Raw genomic sequence first — 17,094 nt, forward strand, 5'->3', positions numbered from 1 at the left:
TCAATTTTACAGAAGGCCGCCTTTTTGATTAGCTGTTGCAATCCGGCATTAAAATATATATCTCAGCCCCAGCTGCATTTGCCACGTCGTAGCCACGGTACTTACATTTTGAAATGGAGTGGTAGGGAGCTCGCCATTGACAACATTCATATTGAACGTGGGGATGCCCGACTCAGGTGTTGCCACCGTATTCAGGACTGGCCTGCCTTGGCTGTCTGTGCCCGGCACCAAACTGTTCCCAAACAAGTTCTGCGCGGTGTTCAAGCGGCTTTGTATACCCCAGTCTTTGTTCAGCAGATTTCCGAAGTTGATTACATCGACACTCAACTGCAGCGAATGTCTGCGCGGTCCAATGTTGGTAAAAATATCCTGCAACACCCTTACATCAAAGCGGTTCAGCCAGGGCATCAGGAATCCGTTTCTTGGTAAGTACTTACCCCGGTATTTCTCCAATCCATTTTCATTGATGAACGTTTCAAGCGCCTGTCGTTGCTGGGCGGCGGTAAAGAGCAAGTTGCCGTTTGCATCAACCCGATCGACAAACTGCAGCGTGCTCAAGTCTTTAGGTAAATAAACGAGATCCACAGCGTATCCATCTCTATTGATATCAGAGGTGTAAGTGTATGAAAACCGGTTTTGCGCCGCGCCATTATAATAGACGCCAACAGTCGTGGCCAGGGCGTTCGCATATTCGATGCGGTAATTCAAGTTGGCCACAACACGGTGAGGCATGGCAAAAGCCGATGGGAAAAGGATCTGATCGTTAGGCCCATTGATCGTCGCCGTGCCGCCCCAAGCCGAACTTGCACTGGACCCGGAATTGGCACTCACTTCTTTAGCATCGGAATAAGTATAAAAGAGACTTCCACTAAGTCCGCGATAGTACGGTACGCTGAGGCCCAATGTAGCACTGAGCGCGTAACCTTTTACATTTGTGTTGGTCAGGATTGTTGCATTATTGGCGCCGATCGCACTATTAAACGCTGCAGGGCTGGATGCACCTACTCCTGACGGGAAAAACGCCCGGTTGTCGCCATAGTCTCCCACCTCGCCGGAAGAACCATAGTTCAACCACGTATTTGGTGTCCTCCTGTTCGCGCCGTATTGAAATACCGCATTAATGTCCTTTGTGTATAGGAAATCACCCGTAACCACCAGCGGTGTGTTCGGGATATTGTAATCTCCACCAATGCTGGTCCGCCAAACCATGGGCATTTTGAAGTTACGGTCTACCAGGGCAAACGAATTAGGGGCACCGTCCTGGGGCGTTCTGATAAAGACGTTTTCTGCCCCGGCAGGCGGATTATTCAGGTGATAGTATGGATCGGGATTGAAGCGCACGTTTCCAATCCAATCGGCCACAGCACCATAGCCATTCGGCTCTACGGTATTCTGTAGTACACCTGCGTTGGTGGGCATATTCGTCAACCACACAAACGGAACACGACCCGAGAAAAATCCGGTTCCACCACGAAGCACCAATGAGCGGTCGCCGAATACATCATAATTCAACCCGAAACGGGGCGACACAAGCAACCTGGATTTCGGCCACAGACCAGAATGATAGTTCGTTGGGTTTCCATTGACATCCAATAGCCGTAGTGCATCAATTGCAGGATTCGGTGTCAATTTATTCATGTAGATGGGAAGCTCAGCCCGTAGACCGTAGGTCACCGTTAGGTTATCCGCAACATTCCAGCGATCCTGTGCATACAGCGATGCCAGGCCGAAATTGATCCGTGCATAGGTATCCTGCCCTTCGTAGGGATACGTAAGACCAAACATGATCGGCGCAACCTCACCGGGCGTACCGGTAGTCAGAAAGTCGGCCACGGAGGCATATCGGTAATACGATGTACCCATCCGCGTGTAGCTATTACCAAAGTTCTGAATTTCAAATGCTGCGCCGAAAGTAAAGTTATGGTTGTCGGCTTGTAAGGTGAGGTTGTTTATGAAAGAATAGTTGTTGTTGATAACGTCGTTTTTATACGAGAACAGCTCGGTACCAAAACTCATGTAATTATTGCCATTTGCCGTGCCGTCCCAGATATCCACGAATGGAAAAAGATGATCGCTGGGTGTGCTTCTGGTATCTTGAATACGCGAATACGTTGCCAGAAATTGGTTGGAAAGACTAGAGTTGAAATTGCTGTTTAGCTCTGCTGTTATGGAGCGGACGATGTTTTTGAAAGCGTAATGTCCGTTTTCAAATGTAATTGAGTTTTGGCTTACACGGTTGGTCTGGCTTCTCGGATTAGGACCAGAATTATTATTGGCCAACTGCATGGAATTTCCCACCACCTGATTATACCGAAGTGCAAACTTATGCCTGTCGTTGATATTCCAATCCAATCGGGCAAGCAACTTGGTACTTCCTTCTTCCGCTTCATTTGCATAGCCCTCATATCGGCCAGGGTCATACCCCCAAACGTTGATCAAGTGATTACGGACCGCCTCCAGGTCTGAACGGCTGGTCCTGGCAATGTTATTGTCGGGGTCGGCGATCCCGTTTTCGGATGCGCGCCAGAGAATCGCTCCGGAGGCGTTGGCCCCGGTTGCTTCTTCCCGTTCTGCGTTGATAAAGAGAAACAACTTATCACGGACAATCGGCCCGCCAACACGGAAACCGAAGTTTCGCTTTGCCGCGTCTACCTTTTCAACCGTCACCTCCCCTATCCGATACCCTTGCAGGTTTTGGTTTTGGCCAAAATAATATGCAGATCCTTGAACGGTGTTGGTACCGCTGCGGGTCACCGCGTTGATGCCAGCTCCCGTAAACCCGCTTTGGGTAACGTCAAACGGTGCGATATTCACTTGGATTTCTTCTATTGCATCCAGCGATATCGGTTGTGAATTACCGCCTGGAATCGGGTTGCTGCTCAGCCCAAAGCCATTGTTGAAATTCGCCCCATCAATCTGGAGGTTGTTGTAGCGCGCATCACGCCCCGCAAACGAATTACCAGTAGCCTGCGGAGTAAGCCGCGTAAACTCAAGTACACTCCGGTTAACCTGTGGCAGGTTTTCAAGTTGCCGCGTACTCACGTTTGTGCTGGCACCTGTCCGGTCCACTTTCATCGTACCCGAGGCGGTGATGATTACTTCGTCAAGCGCGGTGCTCCCGCTGCCGAACACCGCATTTAATACATATGGCTGGCCAAGTTGGAGAAAGATATCTTCATACACCTCGGGCGACTGGCCCACGTAGGTGATCTCAACGCGGTAAGGCCCGCCAATCCGCATATTGGTCAGGTTGAACCGGCCACTCTCGTTCGTTGACGTGGTGTAAGCTGTGCCACTTGGCACATGTGTCGCCCGCACGGTGGCTCCGGCAGAGGCAAGGCCATTTTGCTGCAAAACAGAACCGGTCATGCTGCTGGTTGTCACTTGGCCACGCGCCAATAATACCGCGATGAACAACATCGTTGTTGAAAGTAGAAACTTCTTCATGCTGACTGTTTTTTATTGTGTGTGTGTTGTTTTCGAACAAATGTAAAAAGCGTACCTTAATTCTAGGGCACCACCATGTTAACAAACCATTAATATACTATGATAAAAACACACGGCTTTGCCAACGTCTGAAATCGGAAAGCCATTAACAGAAAGCTCATGCAAAAAGAATTGTTTGCAAAAGGTTAAAAGATTAAGCTGTTCGTGCTTGTCGAGGCGGCCAAGCGAAGGAAAGATTTACCCTCAGGAATTGTAGTAGAATTCCTCTACATAAACCAAACCCATCATCTCATTGTTGAAGTGTTGAAGATTTTTCCTGTCGGCTGTCAGCTCGAATACCACGGACAGTTTGCCCGCCCGTTTGCTGATCGTCTTGCGCGCATACTTGATGTGGTGATTGTCCATTGCGCGTCTCAGCTCCTCCAGGTTTTTGACATCCATATCGTGAAAAACAACGAGGAGCGTGCGTGTCAGGAAAATCCGTTCCATGGCATGTTCCACCTTATTGAACATTGCCAACACGAGTACCGTAAGAACCGACAGCGTGATTGAAAGCCCATAATAACCGATGCCCGCAGCCATTCCGATCCCCGCCACCATCCAGATCACGGCAGCTGTTGTAAGCCCCATCACAGAAAACTTGTCCTTGAAAATCACACCCGCTCCGATAAAGCCGATACCAGTGATAATATTTGCTGCAATGCGGTCGTCGCTGCCAACACCGTGCCTCGACGCAATAGTAAACGCGGTAGCGCCCAAACAAATCAACACAATCGTGCGGAAGCCGGCCGATTTATTTTTATACTCCCGCTCCAACCCCACCAGGCTGCCGGCAAGGATAGACACGCCTAAGGCGATCAAATCGTTGTTTTCTGGCAAAAATTCCATTGTTATTCTAAATAAGCATATGTTATCCCCTCGCCTCCCCTGTCTGGGTGCTCATCTTCAATTCGAGCCACCTCGCCATATTTTCGCAGGTAGTCCCGGATAAATTTACGTAAAATTCCGTCTCCTTTGCCGTGTACAATCTTTAGACTCGGAAAGCCCATCATCACCGCCCGGTCCAGGTACTTCTCGATTTGGTTGATGGCAGCCTCTGTGCGCATACCCCGCACGTCCACTTCAGGCCTGAAAGACGCCACCTCGTCTGTGACGCGGCCCTGATGCGCCTGCCGCGAACGTGTTTGCTTATTTTTTTTGTCAATACGTACTACATTCGTCCGCTTCTGTACCGTTCGCAATTCACCCATGGCCAGCACAAGATTGTTCTTTGAAACGCTGATCACCTGTGCCTCATTGCCCGTTCCGATTATTTTAACCCAGTCATCTACATTGATAGCAACCTCGTCGGATTGATTTTGTTTGGGCTTAGCTTGCTGCTGGCCGGTTGTTATGGCATGCCTCTTCTGCTCCTCGTCCAATTGTTTCCGCAGCGCCTTGGTCTTCTCCTTCTCCGCTTGGCTTTCCTTGATCCCCGCTATGGTGTTTTCGACCAGCTTATTCGCGTTCCTGATAATATCCCTGGCTTCTTCTCGGGCCTTATGGATAATCGTTCTTTTATTTTCATCCAAATAAGCCTGCAGCTTCTCATTTTCTTCCTTCAGCTTTGCAAGCTGCCTCTCTTTCTGCGCTATGGCTGCTTTCGCTTCATAAACCGCTTTCTTGTCGCGCTCTAAATCAACGAGCAAGGTATCCACCCGCTTTTGCTGAGCGCCTATTTTCTGCCTGGCCGCTTGTAAAACAGCGGGTGCCAGCCCGATTTTTTCGGCAATTTCAAAAGCATACGAGCTTCCCGGTTTACCGGTCTGAAGGATATACATCGGGCGCATAGCTACATTATCGAACAGCATGGAGGCATTTTCAAGTCCGGCAGCATTGCTGGCGAACACTTTAAGGTTGGAATAATGTGTGGTCACTACGCCCCTTACCCCTTTTCCATTAAGCACTTCCAGTACGGCCTCTGCAATCGGACCGCCGAACAGCGGATCTGTACCTGTGCCAAACTCATCGATAAGTATAAGCGTCTTGGCATCTGCATGCTCGGTAAAATGTTTCATTTTCGAGAGATGCGCACTATACGTACTCAGATCGCTCTCTATTGACTGATCATCTCCGATATCCGCGAACAGTTGCCGGAATATCCCAATTTTGGAGGTGGTGTCTGCCGGAATAAGCAGCCCCGATTGAACCATCAGCTGAAGCAATCCAATGGTCTTCATGCATACGGACTTCCCCCCTGCGTTCGGTCCGGAGACCACGATGATGCGCTGTTGGGCATTTATATCGACATTCAGTGGCACTACGGTCTGTTGCGTACCTTTGAAATTAAGCAACAGTAAGGGATGCCTCGCATTGTGTAGTGAAATGGATGTGTCTTTATGTAATTCGGGCATTTCACCTTCGATGTCAAGCGCAAACAGTGCCTTTGCACGCACGAAGTCTACCTTGCTCAGCAGGTTGTGGTAGTCTAAGAGCAGTGGTATGTGCGGACGCAACTCGTCCGTGAGCTCGGTTAAGATGCGGATAACTTCCCGTCGTTTGTCGAATTCAAGATCCCGTACCTTATTGTTTAGATGGAATACCTCCTCCGGCTCGATGTAAACCGTTTGCCCGGTAGCCGATTCGTCGTGTATCCAGCCCTTTACCTTGCGTTTGTGTTCAGCCAGCAAAGGTATGCAGAGCCTGCCATCCCGGATGGTCAGGTTGCCGTCGGCGGTCCATCCGGCTTGCTGGGCAGCCCTGAACACCTGATCGATACGCTTGCGGGCTTCCTGCTCCGCCTTTGCGATGTTGGCGGTAATTTCCGCCAGCGCCGGCGAGGCGCTCGTTTTCACGTTGCCCTTTGCATCGACGACCCGTTCGATGGCAGAAACGATTCCTTTTTCTATGGGAAGGTGCTCAAATAGTGCCTCTAAATTCGGGTACTGCCCGGCTCTTTCGTTGAAATAGCCGATTATGGCAAACACGGTCTTCAAGGAAAGCAGCAGGCTATATAACTCCTCCGCTGACAGGAAGCTTCCCGCTACCCGTACTTTTTCCGCCAACGGACGGATGGGATACAGGTGGTCGACCGGAAGCGGCGTGTCATTAGTCAACAATTGCTTGAACTCATGTGCCTGCCGCAAAAACCGGTCAATTTGGTCAAAGCGGGTCTGCGGTTGAATCTTCGCTACCAGGTCCCTGCCGGGCTGGCTCAGGCATTTCGTTTTGATCAGTGTTTTTATATCCGTAAAGCCAAGCTTATCTACGGCATTGTCTGGGTAAACCATAGTTATCTAATCATTTCCGGCGGCCGCAGCACCGGTCGCTCCTCCGATTTGGGAGATTGCTTCGGCAGCGTGGGTGGAACGTTGCCGGGGGGCGTCGGAAGCTGGCTGGCCACCGGCTCCTTCGGCAAGCCAATTGTCTCCAGCATCCGGTGCTGCAACTTCTCGAAGGTCAGCGAATCCGGCTTACCATAAACGCTATCCGGGGCATTCAGGAAAAGCAGGTACCGCTTACGTTTGAAGTCCAATGAATCGCGTGCTATCCTGTGCAAGCTATCCCGCTGCCTCGCATTCCTGATGGAATCCGCCCGTTGCTGCAGCAGATATTTTTGCTCAACAGCCTTCTGTTCAGCCAGGTTAAACGCGTTTAACTGTTTTTCAACCTCGGCATATAGTTCATTCATGATGTGAGGACGTGTTGCATAGAATCGGACGCTTCTCCCAAACATCGCCGAATCAATCTGATGCCGGTCGAAAATAAGTTGATAGTAAGCGTCGCGGTAAGCCCGCGCCGAATCGATCGGAATTGACGCAAGCTGTCCGTCAGCCAAGTGCACGTCAACCAATACCCCGGGCATTTGCTTCTTCGGAATTACGTCCTCAGGTATTTTCTCGCCACAGGAAACACAGAAAAATACGACCAACACAATGGTCAGCAACCGTTGCATGCTGTTCAGATCTAAACTTTCTGGCATAGGCTTAACGCCTTTTATCGCATTTTCCACCCTAAACAATCGACCACTCAACTCATTTACTTAAACTCCCCACCCTATTGGCTATTCCCCGGGGGTTTCGTAGTTTTGTGCAAACTTAGACAAATTGCACATGAAAAGCAATTGTGCCCGGTCGCGTCAGTATAAAGCGGCGTTCACAAGCGCTTCGCAGGTTGTCGGTCTCTCATCTGCCGCTGAGAGCATAAGTTGTGAACAGATGAAACTTATAAAACAACACCGCATTTATGGGAATTGCCGATCAGATAAACGCCATCCAAGAAGAGTTAAGCCGTTTAGGCGTGAAACTTATTGCCGTCTCGAAGACCAGGTCAGTTGAAGAAATACTGGAAGCCTACCATGCTGGCCAACGCGTTTTCGGCGAAAACATTGTGCAGGAGCTGGTGGCAAAGCACGACGAACTTCCGAAAGACATCGAATGGCACCTTATCGGCCACCTGCAAAGCAATAAGGTAAAATACATTGCCTCTTTCATCAACATGATCCATTCAGTGGACAGTTTGAAATTGCTGAAAGAAATCGACAAGCACGGAAAAAAACACGAACGGATTATCGACTGCCTCCTACAAATCCATATCGCTTCAGAGGACACCAAATTCGGACTCGATCACATTGAATTGATCGAGCTGCTCCGTTCGGAAGAATTCCCCCGGTTGCAGCACGTACGGATCCGCGGGTTGATGGGCATCGCAACCAATACGGATAACCAGCGGGTGGTCAAAGAAGAGTTTTGCGAACTAAAGTCATTATTCGATGGCATAAAGGCGAGTTTTTTCAAGGATACGCCTTATTTCGACACGCTTTCCATGGGAATGTCGGCTGATTACAAAATAGCCATCGAACAGGGAAGCACCATGGTGCGCCTGGGAAGCACCATATTTGGCAACCGATGAATGGTAATTCGCTGATGAATCGGATTATCCGCAAAGCCGAACCCGCTGATTGCCCGCGGATGCTGGAGTTAATCAACGAATTGGCGGTGTACGAAAGAGAACCAGATGCCGTTACGGTAAGCCTGGAAGAATTTCTTGAGGCCGGGTTTGGAGAAGCCCCTGTCTGGGAAGCCTTCGTTGCTGAAGTGGCAGGCACTATCGTAGGGATGTCTCTCTTTTACATTCGATATTCCACATGGAAAGGGCGAAGGCTCTACCTGGAAGACATCATCGTTACCGAAAGCATGCGTGGGAAAGGCATCGGCAAACTGCTGTTCGATGAGACGCTCGATCTTTGTAAGAAGAGAAATTACAGCGGTATGGTCTGGCAGGTATTAGATTGGAACGAGCCCGCCATCAGGTTTTATAAAAAGTACGGCGCAACGTTTGGCGAAGGGTGGGTGAATGTTTCGCTGGAGTGCAAATCATAAAATTCGGATTGTAAATTTAGCAATATGAGGATCAAGGCAATAAATTATGGCATAGCCGTATTGGCAGGATTGGCGGCTTTCACCGCGTGCAACCAACGTTCAGACACCAAGGACACGAGCTACCAAACGGCGACAGCCGACACCATGGCATATGAGTATAGGACGTATACAAAATACAGTAAAAACCTCATTAAAACCGCTGAAACAACGGATACCGCGTTTTTTACCGTTTCCTACCCCGAATTTGCCGATTCCGCTGTAAACCGGTTTATCCTGACTTCATTACTCGGTGACGACACGGCTACCGTAGCGCATACCGCTCAGGTCTTTATCGGCGAGTTCGACAACTTCCATAAGTCTGATCCGTTTCCGCGCATATGGACGTCGGAGTCACACGCAAAGGTATATCAGCTTACCCCGTCTTATCTAGGGCTGGCTATAAACGTATCAACCTACACCGGCGGTGCCCACGGCAACTATGCAACGGTGTTCAGGCATTACGATATCGCCAATCGCAGAACGTTCACGCTGGATGATGTCGTAACGAAACAATACCAAAACGAGTTAAATGCCGTAGCCGAGCGTTATTTCAGGAAGCAGGAAAACCTCAGAGTAAACGAAGCGCTCGAAGACCGTTATTTTTTTGACCAAGGGCGTTTTAGCCTTCCGGACAATTTCGCACTGGAGCAAGACAGCATACTTTTCCTTTACAACATCTACGAAATCAAACCGTATGTAGACGGGCAGACGGAGCTCCGCGTGCCTTATTCCGATATCGAAAGGCTACTAACTGATCGGGCAACGCATATTGTCTCGGAATTAAACAAGTAATCGTTAACCTTACATGCAAGTATTCAAATTCGGAGGAGCATCCGTAAAGGATGCCGAAGGTGTGGTAAACCTCGGCCGTATCATTTCCTCACATCGGAACAACACGTTACTGATCGTGGTTTCAGCCATGGGGAAGACCACAAATCTGCTCGAAGAACTGACCATCGCCTATACGAAACAGCAGGACGATCCATTTGCTTTGTTGCAGCAAACGAAACAGTATCATGACGATATTATGCATGCGCTATTTGCGGATGACAATCATCCCGTTTTCAATGAAGTGGCCAACCGCTTCGTAGAAATCGAATGGATACTGGAGGAATATCCGGCAGACCCGTTTGATTACCTGTACGACCAGATTGTCTCCATAGGCGAGCTCGTTTCAACAACAATAGTATCCCATTACCTAAATGAGATCGGCGTCAAAAGCAAATGGCTCGATGCGAGGGAATATATCGTCACAGACAATACACATCGCGAAGCCCATGTGGATTGGGCGGCTACGGAGATCCGCATTCGGAGCGCGATTCCCGATATACTGGAAAAACAGCTGGTTGTCACACAGGGCTTCATCGGCTCCACGACAGAAAACTTCACGACAACCCTGGGCCGTGAAGGCTCTGACTATTCCGCAGCCATTTTTGCAGCCTGTCTCGGAGCCGAGAGTGTAACCATATGGAAGGATGTGCCCGGCGTGCTGAATGCGGACCCTAAATGGTTTGACGAAACCCTGCTGATACCCGAACTATCGTACCTCGATGCCATTGAACTTACCTACTACGGCGCCACGGTCATTCATCCCAAAACCATCAAACCTCTGCAAAACAAAGACATCACACTGTATGTCAAATCATTTGTTGACATTGAAAACGGCGGAACGCAAATACGCGGGACCAACGGGTCGCTCCCCGTGCCGTCATTTATTTTTAAGGTCAACCAGGTATTGGTTTCCATTCTACCCAAAGACTTTTCCTTCATCGTAGAAGACAACCTGAGCGATATTTTCAGCCGCTTTCACCTGCATAAAATTAAGGTGAATATGATGCACAATAGCGCCGTAAGCTTTTCCGTCAGTATCGATGATACCGGAGACAATGTACTAGCGTTGCTGGATGATCTAAGAGCACGGTATGACGTGGCCCACCAACGCGGATTGGAACTCATCACGATCCGTTACTACAACCAGCAGACCATAGACCGGGTACTGGTCGATAAGGAGATCATAATGGAGCTCAAAGACAGCTGTACCTGCCAGCTTTTGGTGAGGAAACTGCAGGGATAATCATTATCTTTGCAACCATGATGACGAAAATGAACTTTCACTGCAGGCTTGTTGCCGTTGCCCTTATGTTATCGGCGTTTGCCTGCGGAAACAGCGGGAGACCCGCCGGTGCCGATAAGCAGCCGTCAGCATCAACCGCGGAGCGCCAGGAGACAACGCAGTTCCACGATCCGGTACCGCATCAGCCTACCACCGCCCAGCCGGCACAGGTGATCCCGGAATTTACGTTTTACATCCTGCGGAGCGGCATTCGCTTTACCAAACAGGATCTTCCCAAAAATGGCAATAAAGCCTTTATCCTCTTTGACCCTACTTGCGGCCACTGCCAGCACGAAGCGCATGACATCGGAAAGCATTATGGCGAACTTAAAGATGTTAACATTTATTTCGTGTCGATGAACGATCCGGGATTGATGAGCACCTTCCTCGAAACGTGGGCAAAGCCGCTTGTGGATAAACCGAACGTCGAAATGTTATACGACCGGAACGCGGACTTCATCAACAGATTTCACATTCCGTCACAGTATCCCGCCACATACGTGTATGGTCCGGACGGACGGCTTAAAACCTCTTGGAATGGCGAGCGACCCGCGAGAGCGGTAATTGATGCGCTGAAGAACTAGGTCTCCGCACCGCCCATCGTACACCGCGTTTGACCGTGGTCGACGGACTGGACAAGATCAGGTTCTCGAATTACGCTTGGTCGGTGGTTGTTCACTGAACTTCCGTTTCAGTGCAGGGCTGCCCATATCTGCGTCTTTTCGTTCGTAGTCTTTGTCTTCCGCCCGCTTCACGACTTGCTTGCCTTTTTTACGAACCTGCGTGGAGTCGCGGGGTTCTAAACTTTCTTTTTCCTTCATGCTTTAACAACCCACACCGGCACAAATTGTTTTTATCGCTTATCAGCTAAAACTGTAACTTTGCATACATGCAAAACCGTTGAAATCCGAAACATGCTGAACATTGCAATCAATGGATTCGGCCGCATTGGCCGGAACACACTCCGCAACATCCTATTGCGCCAATCGGGCGATATCCGCGTAGTGGCGGTTAATGACCTTGCGGATACCCCTACGCTGGCCCATCTTTTCAAGTACGACTCTGTCCATGGCACTTATCCCGGCACTGTGGCAACCGGGGATCGTGAGCTGGTCATCGACGGCGACAGGATCACCGTGTTTGCAGAACAGAGCCCCGGGGACCTTCCATGGAAAAGGCTTGGCATTGACATCGTCATCGAATCTACGGGCAGATTCACCACTCAACTCGCCGCTACGGCGCACCTCGAAGCCGGTGCAAAGCAAGTGATTATATCAGCGCCGTCGCCTGACCGCGATATCCCAACCGTGGTTTTGGGCGTCAATGACGAAACGATCAACCTGCGTGCGCCCTTATTATCAAATGCTTCATGTACCACCAACAATGTGGCGCCGCTGGTCAAGGTATTGGACGAACATTGGGGCATTAAAGACGGTTACATCACCACCATACACAGCATGACCGGAGACCAAAACCTTCACGACGCTCCGCACCGCGACCTGCGCAGGGCGCGCGCTGCGTCTTCCTCCATCATTCCAACCACTACTGGAGCTGCCAAAGCCGTTACCTCGGTATTCCCTCACCTGGATGGCAGGCTGGGTGGGGCGGGTATCCGCGTACCGGTTCTAAATGGTTCACTAACGGATTTCACTTGCACGTTGCAGACCCAACCGACCGTCGAAGAGATCAATACAGCGTTTAAAAAAGCTGCTGCGGGAACATTGAAAGACGTTCTCCTGTATACGGAAGATCCGATTGTTTCCGTAGATATTATCAACAGTCCATATTCCTGTGTCTTTGATGCACTGCTAACCTCTGTAGTGGGTGGATTGACCAAGGTGGTGGGTTGGTACGACAATGAATATGGCTATTCCAACCGGCTGGTCGATCTGCTGTTGAAAATAGCGGCAGCGGCCAATTAGATACAGCGCACCGTTTGATGTTTCATCTGCTGGATATCAGTGATCGGTGCATAAAAAAAGAGGCCATTGAGCCTCCTTTTTCCTGACAAAATCGATATTCGGGTTTAAACTCTATTTCGCTGCGTCAACTACGGCTTTGAATGCCTCAGGATGGTTCATGGCCAGATCGGCCAGCACCTTACGGTTCAATCCGATATTCTTGGCATTCAACTTACCCATCAATTGAGAGTATGAAATCCCGTGTTCGCGGGCGCCGGCATTGATACGCTGTATCCATAGTGCCCTAAATTCCCTTTTTTTGGTTTTGCGGTCGCGATAGGCGTACTGCAAGCCCTTTTCTACTGTGTTTTTCGCAACGGTATAAACCTTGCTGCGTGCCCCATAATAGCCCTTGGCCATTTTGAGGATTTTCTTGCGTCTTCTTCTCGACGCTACTGCGTTAACCGAACGTGGCATAATTTTCTAATTTTGGTAGCAGGCGCCGTGTTTCGCAACGGTCTTACAACCCAATACCTGGTTAATGATTTTTTACTTTCTACTTTGCTATAACTTTCTCAAGTTATTTGCCGATGGCAAGCATACGACTTACGTTGCCCATATCAGCTTCAGACACTAAACCGGTCTGGGTCAGATTGCGTTTGCGCTTGGTGCTTTTCTTGGTCAGGATGTGACTCTTGAACGCATGTTTGCGGGCAACCTTACCTGTTCCAGTAAGCTTAAAGCGCTTTTTAGCACTGGAATTGGTTTTTACTTTTGGCATGATTACTAATTTTATATCAATTTGTCAGATTCTATTATTTTTTAGCTGCCGTTTTCGGTGCTACGGTGAGGAACATGCGCTTACCCTCCAACTTCGGTAGCAGCTCAACCTTGCCGTATTCCTCCAGCGCCTGTGCAAAGCGCAACAGCAGAATTTCACCCTGCTCTTTGTACACAATAGCCCGTCCTTTGAAGTGGACGTAAGCACGCACCTTTTCCCCTGCTTCCAGGAATTTAATCGCGTGCTTCAGTTTGAATTCAAAGTCATGGTCGCTGGTATTCGGTCCGAAGCGGATTTCCTTGATGACCGTTTGCTTGGCGTTTGCCTTGATCTCCTTTTGCTTCTTCTTCTGCTCGTAAATGAATTTACTGTAATCAATAATTCTGCAAACCGGAGGGCTGGCATTTGGCGAGATCTCCACTAAATCCAGTTCCAATTCGTCAGCAAACTCCAATGCTTTACGCGTGGGGTATACCCCCTGCTCCACATTGTCACCTACTAATCGTACCTCGGGTACCCTAATATGTTCGTTGATACGGTGTTCCGGCTCCTTCTTTCTGAACGGAGGCCGCGGGCCTCTGAATCCTGGTCTGTTTAATGCCAAATGTCTAAAATAATTAAACGGTTATCTCTTTTATTAATTGTGCGCTAAATTCGTTTATCGTCACCGATCCCATGTCTCCTTGACCGTGTTTCCGCACAGAAACCATGCCACTTTCCTCTTCCTTTTCCCCAACAATCAACATGTACGGTATCTTTTTGATTTCCGCGTCACGGATCTTCCGTCCCACCTTCTCGTCGCGCAAATCTATTAGGCCGCGAATATCGGAATTATTAAGCGATTCTAAAAGTTTTTTTGCATATTCCTCGTATTTTTCGGAGACCGGAAGCACGATAAACTGCTCGGGAGCAAGCCACAGTGGAAACTGCCCCGCACAATGCTCAATCAACACTGCCACAAAGCGCTCCAGCGAGCCGAACGGTGCCCGGTGAATCATTACCGGCCTATGTTTTGCATTGTCGCTGCCTGTGTACTCCAGCTCAAACCGCTCCGGCAGATTATAATCTACCTGGATCGTACCCAATTGCCACTTGCGGCCCAAAGCGTCCTTCACCATGAAATCCAGCTTCGGTCCGTAGAAAGCCGCTTCACCCAGTTCGATGACCGTATTCAGTTCCTTTTCATGTGCCGCTTCGATGATGTCCTGCTCGGCACGGTTCCAGTTCTCCTCAGTGCCGATATACTTACCCTTGTTTTCCGGGTCGCGAAGGGAGATCTGTGCGGTATAATCTTCAAAGCCCAGCGCACCGAACACGTAGAGCACAAGGTCAATCACCTTTTTGAACTCATCCTTCACTTGGTCCGGCCGACAGAACAGGTGGGCGTCGTCCTGGGTAAACCCACGTACGCGTGTAAGTCCGTGCAGCTCACCGCTCTGTTCATAGCGGTAAACTGTGCCGAATTCGGCATAGCGGATGGGCAAATCCTTGTAGGAACGGGGCTTGGTCTTATAAATTTCGCAGTGATGCGGGCAGTTCATCGGTTTTAACAGGAACTCCTCGCCCTCCTGCGGTGTATGGATGGGCTGAAAAGAATCTGCGCCGTACTTTTCGTAATGCCCTGATGTGACATAAAGGTTCTTGTGTCCGATGTGCGGCGTCACCACCGGCTCGTATCCCGCCTTGACCTGTGCACGCTGGAGGAAATCGATCAACTTCTGCCGCAGGCGGGCACCCTTGGGCAACCACAGTGGCAACCCGAGCCCAACCTTTTCCGAGAAGGTAAACAGTTCGAGCTCCCTGCCCAGCTTGCGGTGGTCGCGCTTCTTGGCCTCTTCGATCATATGGAGGTAGTCGGCCAGTTCGCTGGCCTTGGGAAACGTAACGCCGTAAATACGGGTAAGCTGCTTGCGGCTTTCATCACCACGCCAGTACGCTCCGGCTACATTGGTCAGCTTCACGGCTTTGATAAAGGCCGTATTCGGGATATGCGGACCGCGGCAAAGGTCGGTGAAGTTGCCCTGGGTGTAGACCGTAATGCTCCCATCCGGCAAATCCTTGATCAGGTCAAGTTTATATTCGTCGCCCTTCGTCGCAAAATAGGACTCCGCCTCGGCCTTAGTCACCGGTTTACGAACGTATTCCGATTTCGTACGCGCCAGTTCAATCATTTTATCCTCGATCTGCTTGAAATCATCCGACGAAAACTCCCTGTCGCCGAAATCCACGTCGTAGTAGAATCCGGTTTCAATAGCCGGCCCTATTCCGAACTTAATGCCGGGATACAATGCCTCCAATGCCTCCGCCATAAGGTGTGCCGAGGAATGCCAAAAGGTGGACTTTCCCTCGTTATCGCGCCAAGTGAGTAGGCGCACGGTAGCATCGTGTTCGATCGGGCGCGACGCGTCCCAGATTTCGCCGTTTACTTCTGCCGCCAGCACGTTGCGGGCCAAACCGTCTGATATGGATTGTGCAATTTGCATTGCTGTGGTTCCCTGTGCATACTGCCGCCTGGAACCGTCTGGTAGGGTAATGGTAATCATCTACAACTATGATTTTGTGTTATTTGAAATATTCTTAAATCACGATACAAGCGCGATTTGCCATTCGGGCAAAAGTAAGCAAACGGATTGTGACCACCAAAGCCTTTAGCGGTCAATTAAATTCCGTACCTTTGCAACCTCAAAAAAAGACACATGGCGCACCTGGTACCGGAAGACGGCACGAAACTCCCCCTGATGGAAGAATTTTACACCATCCAAGGTGAAGGCTATCATACGGGCAAAGCCGCTTATTTTATCCGCTTAGGCGGTTGTGATGTTGGGTGTCACTGGTGTGATGTGAAGGAAAGCTGGGACGCTGAGCTCCATCCACTCACCGCCGCTGATGACATCATTGAACAGGCAAAGCGGCATCCCTCAAAGGCCGTCGTGGTGACGGGAGGTGAGCCCTTGCTGTACAACCTTGATTACCTTACCCGCGGGCTACAGCTGGCTGGCATCAAAACATTTATCGAAACCTCCGGTGCCTATCCTTTAAGTGGGCACTGGGACTGGGTCTGCCTTTCGCCTAAAAAATTCAAGGCGCCGCTACCCGATGTGATCGCGGCGGCAGGCGAGTTAAAAGTTATTGTATTCAACAAGAGCGACTTTGCCTGGGCAGAAAAACATGCAGCACTCGTGCCGCCCTCCTGCCGTTTATACCTGCAACCGGAATGGTCTAAAACACAGGAAATGACACCGCTTATCGTCGATTATGTAAAGCAAAACCCTAAGTGGGAAATTTCCTTGCAGACACACAAATACCTCAACATACCTTAGTATCCGGCCAAACCCGCAACCGCACCGGCTGGTTCCATAACTGCAAGCCAGCGCACCGTACCAGCTACCGAAAATGTATCCGTTATCGATGGAAGTCCGGAAAATATCCGTACCTTCGTATCATAAAACCAAT

Annotated in this window: 16 protein-coding genes; 7 read left to right on the plus strand and 9 right to left on the minus strand. The window is 49.8% G+C overall.

Translation table 11 applies throughout. The features are described 5' to 3' along the window. Positions 1-48 precede the first annotated feature (48 nt). The 4 genes from ACFOET_RS07650 to ACFOET_RS07665 form a co-directional block, all read right to left on the minus strand. A complete protein-coding gene (locus ACFOET_RS07650) occupies positions 49-3,447 on the minus strand; it encodes a TonB-dependent receptor (protein ID WP_379021218.1) in 3,399 nt (1,132 codons plus the stop codon). Between the two features lie 243 nt (positions 3,448-3,690). Continuing rightward, positions 3,691-4,335, minus strand: coding sequence for an MgtC/SapB family protein (locus ACFOET_RS07655; RefSeq protein WP_379021220.1), 645 nt, complete (start codon positions 4,333-4,335; stop codon positions 3,691-3,693). Between the two features lie 2 nt (positions 4,336-4,337). Next, positions 4,338-6,716 carry an endonuclease MutS2 gene (locus ACFOET_RS07660; protein WP_379021222.1) on the minus strand — a complete coding sequence of 793 codons (2,379 nt, stop codon included), beginning with the start codon at positions 6,714-6,716 and terminating at the stop codon, positions 4,338-4,340. 2 nt (positions 6,717-6,718) lie between these two features. Then, the gene (locus ACFOET_RS07665) at positions 6,719-7,408 is read right to left on the minus strand and encodes a DUF4296 domain-containing protein (RefSeq protein WP_379021224.1); all 690 of its coding nucleotides are present in this window, start codon (positions 7,406-7,408) and stop codon (positions 6,719-6,721) included. Positions 7,409-7,671: 263 nt separating this feature from the next. On the opposite strand from ACFOET_RS07665, the gene ACFOET_RS07670 reads away from it, so the two are divergent. Genes ACFOET_RS07670 through ACFOET_RS07690 form a run of 5 tightly spaced genes read left to right on the plus strand, consistent with a single transcriptional unit; the run spans position 7,672 to position 11,543 of the window. Then, the gene (locus ACFOET_RS07670) at positions 7,672-8,337 is read left to right on the plus strand and encodes a YggS family pyridoxal phosphate-dependent enzyme (RefSeq protein ID WP_379021226.1); all 666 of its coding nucleotides are present in this window, start codon (positions 7,672-7,674) and stop codon (positions 8,335-8,337) included. Between the two features lie 14 nt (positions 8,338-8,351). Then, a complete protein-coding gene (locus ACFOET_RS07675; protein ID WP_379021362.1) occupies positions 8,352-8,807 on the plus strand; it encodes a GNAT family N-acetyltransferase in 456 nt (151 codons plus the stop codon). A gap of 24 nt (positions 8,808-8,831) precedes the next feature. Beyond that, a complete protein-coding gene (locus tag ACFOET_RS07680) occupies positions 8,832-9,638 on the plus strand; it encodes a DUF3298 and DUF4163 domain-containing protein (RefSeq protein WP_379021228.1) in 807 nt (268 codons plus the stop codon). A 13-nt stretch (positions 9,639-9,651) separates the two neighbouring features. Then, on the plus strand, positions 9,652-10,920 hold the full coding sequence (locus tag ACFOET_RS07685; protein ID WP_379021230.1) for an aspartate kinase: 1,269 nt from the start codon (positions 9,652-9,654) through the stop codon (positions 10,918-10,920). Between the two features lie 17 nt (positions 10,921-10,937). Continuing rightward, on the plus strand, positions 10,938-11,543 hold the full coding sequence (locus tag ACFOET_RS07690; protein WP_379021232.1) for a peroxiredoxin family protein: 606 nt from the start codon (positions 10,938-10,940) through the stop codon (positions 11,541-11,543). A gap of 57 nt (positions 11,544-11,600) precedes the next feature. On the opposite strand, the gene ACFOET_RS07695 is transcribed toward ACFOET_RS07690, so the two are convergent. Continuing rightward, positions 11,601-11,780 carry a hypothetical protein gene (locus ACFOET_RS07695; protein ID WP_379021234.1) on the minus strand — a complete coding sequence of 60 codons (180 nt, stop codon included), beginning with the start codon at positions 11,778-11,780 and terminating at the stop codon, positions 11,601-11,603. A 93-nt stretch (positions 11,781-11,873) separates the two neighbouring features. Here ACFOET_RS07695 and gap point away from each other — a divergent pair, with 93 nt between their 5' ends. Then, complete coding sequence (gap, locus tag ACFOET_RS07700; protein WP_379021236.1) at positions 11,874-12,881, plus strand: type I glyceraldehyde-3-phosphate dehydrogenase; 1,008 nt, start codon at positions 11,874-11,876, stop codon at positions 12,879-12,881. 111 nt (positions 12,882-12,992) lie between these two features. Here gap and rplT read toward each other — a convergent pair whose 3' ends face one another. From rplT to thrS, 4 genes are all read right to left on the minus strand, one after another. Further along, entirely contained in the window at positions 12,993-13,337 is a 345-nt protein-coding gene (rplT, locus tag ACFOET_RS07705; protein WP_379021238.1) for a 50S ribosomal protein L20, read from the minus strand. A gap of 103 nt (positions 13,338-13,440) precedes the next feature. Further along, the gene (rpmI, locus tag ACFOET_RS07710; RefSeq protein ID WP_379021240.1) at positions 13,441-13,641 is read right to left on the minus strand and encodes a 50S ribosomal protein L35; all 201 of its coding nucleotides are present in this window, start codon (positions 13,639-13,641) and stop codon (positions 13,441-13,443) included. 34 nt (positions 13,642-13,675) lie between these two features. Beyond that, the gene (infC, locus tag ACFOET_RS07715; protein ID WP_379021242.1) at positions 13,676-14,245 is read right to left on the minus strand and encodes a translation initiation factor IF-3; all 570 of its coding nucleotides are present in this window, start codon (positions 14,243-14,245) and stop codon (positions 13,676-13,678) included. A gap of 13 nt (positions 14,246-14,258) precedes the next feature. Further along, positions 14,259-16,184 (minus strand): threonine--tRNA ligase, encoded by a 1,926-nt coding sequence (thrS, locus tag ACFOET_RS07720; protein WP_379021244.1) that lies wholly within the window; start codon positions 16,182-16,184, stop codon positions 14,259-14,261. A gap of 153 nt (positions 16,185-16,337) precedes the next feature. Here thrS and ACFOET_RS07725 point away from each other — a divergent pair, with 153 nt between their 5' ends. After that, a complete protein-coding gene (locus tag ACFOET_RS07725) occupies positions 16,338-16,961 on the plus strand; it encodes a 7-carboxy-7-deazaguanine synthase QueE (RefSeq protein ID WP_379021246.1) in 624 nt (207 codons plus the stop codon). The last annotated feature ends 133 nt before the right edge of the window (positions 16,962-17,094 follow it).

Source organism: Parapedobacter deserti (genome assembly GCF_042646065.1).
Lineage (GTDB): Bacteria > Bacteroidota > Bacteroidia > Sphingobacteriales > Sphingobacteriaceae > Parapedobacter > Parapedobacter deserti.

Coding starts and splice junctions, on each gene's coding strand:
- ACFOET_RS07650 (WP_379021218.1), bottom strand. CDS start 3,447: ATGAAGAAGTTTCTACTTTCAACAACGATGTTGTTCATCGCGGTATTA.
- ACFOET_RS07655 (WP_379021220.1), bottom strand. CDS start 4,335: ATGGAATTTTTGCCAGAAAACAACGATTTGATCGCCTTAGGCGTGTCT.
- ACFOET_RS07660 (WP_379021222.1), bottom strand. CDS start 6,716: ATGGTTTACCCAGACAATGCCGTAGATAAGCTTGGCTTTACGGATATA.
- ACFOET_RS07665 (WP_379021224.1), bottom strand. CDS start 7,408: ATGCCAGAAAGTTTAGATCTGAACAGCATGCAACGGTTGCTGACCATT.
- ACFOET_RS07670 (WP_379021226.1), top strand. CDS start 7,672: ATGGGAATTGCCGATCAGATAAACGCCATCCAAGAAGAGTTAAGCCGT.
- ACFOET_RS07675 (WP_379021362.1), top strand. CDS start 8,352: ATGAATCGGATTATCCGCAAAGCCGAACCCGCTGATTGCCCGCGGATG.
- ACFOET_RS07680 (WP_379021228.1), top strand. CDS start 8,832: ATGAGGATCAAGGCAATAAATTATGGCATAGCCGTATTGGCAGGATTG.
- ACFOET_RS07685 (WP_379021230.1), top strand. CDS start 9,652: ATGCAAGTATTCAAATTCGGAGGAGCATCCGTAAAGGATGCCGAAGGT.
- ACFOET_RS07690 (WP_379021232.1), top strand. CDS start 10,938: ATGATGACGAAAATGAACTTTCACTGCAGGCTTGTTGCCGTTGCCCTT.
- ACFOET_RS07695 (WP_379021234.1), bottom strand. CDS start 11,780: ATGAAGGAAAAAGAAAGTTTAGAACCCCGCGACTCCACGCAGGTTCGT.
- gap (WP_379021236.1), top strand. CDS start 11,874: ATGCTGAACATTGCAATCAATGGATTCGGCCGCATTGGCCGGAACACA.
- rplT (WP_379021238.1), bottom strand. CDS start 13,337: ATGCCACGTTCGGTTAACGCAGTAGCGTCGAGAAGAAGACGCAAGAAA.
- rpmI (WP_379021240.1), bottom strand. CDS start 13,641: ATGCCAAAAGTAAAAACCAATTCCAGTGCTAAAAAGCGCTTTAAGCTT.
- thrS (WP_379021244.1), bottom strand. CDS start 16,184: ATGATTACCATTACCCTACCAGACGGTTCCAGGCGGCAGTATGCACAG.
- ACFOET_RS07725 (WP_379021246.1), top strand. CDS start 16,338: ATGGCGCACCTGGTACCGGAAGACGGCACGAAACTCCCCCTGATGGAA.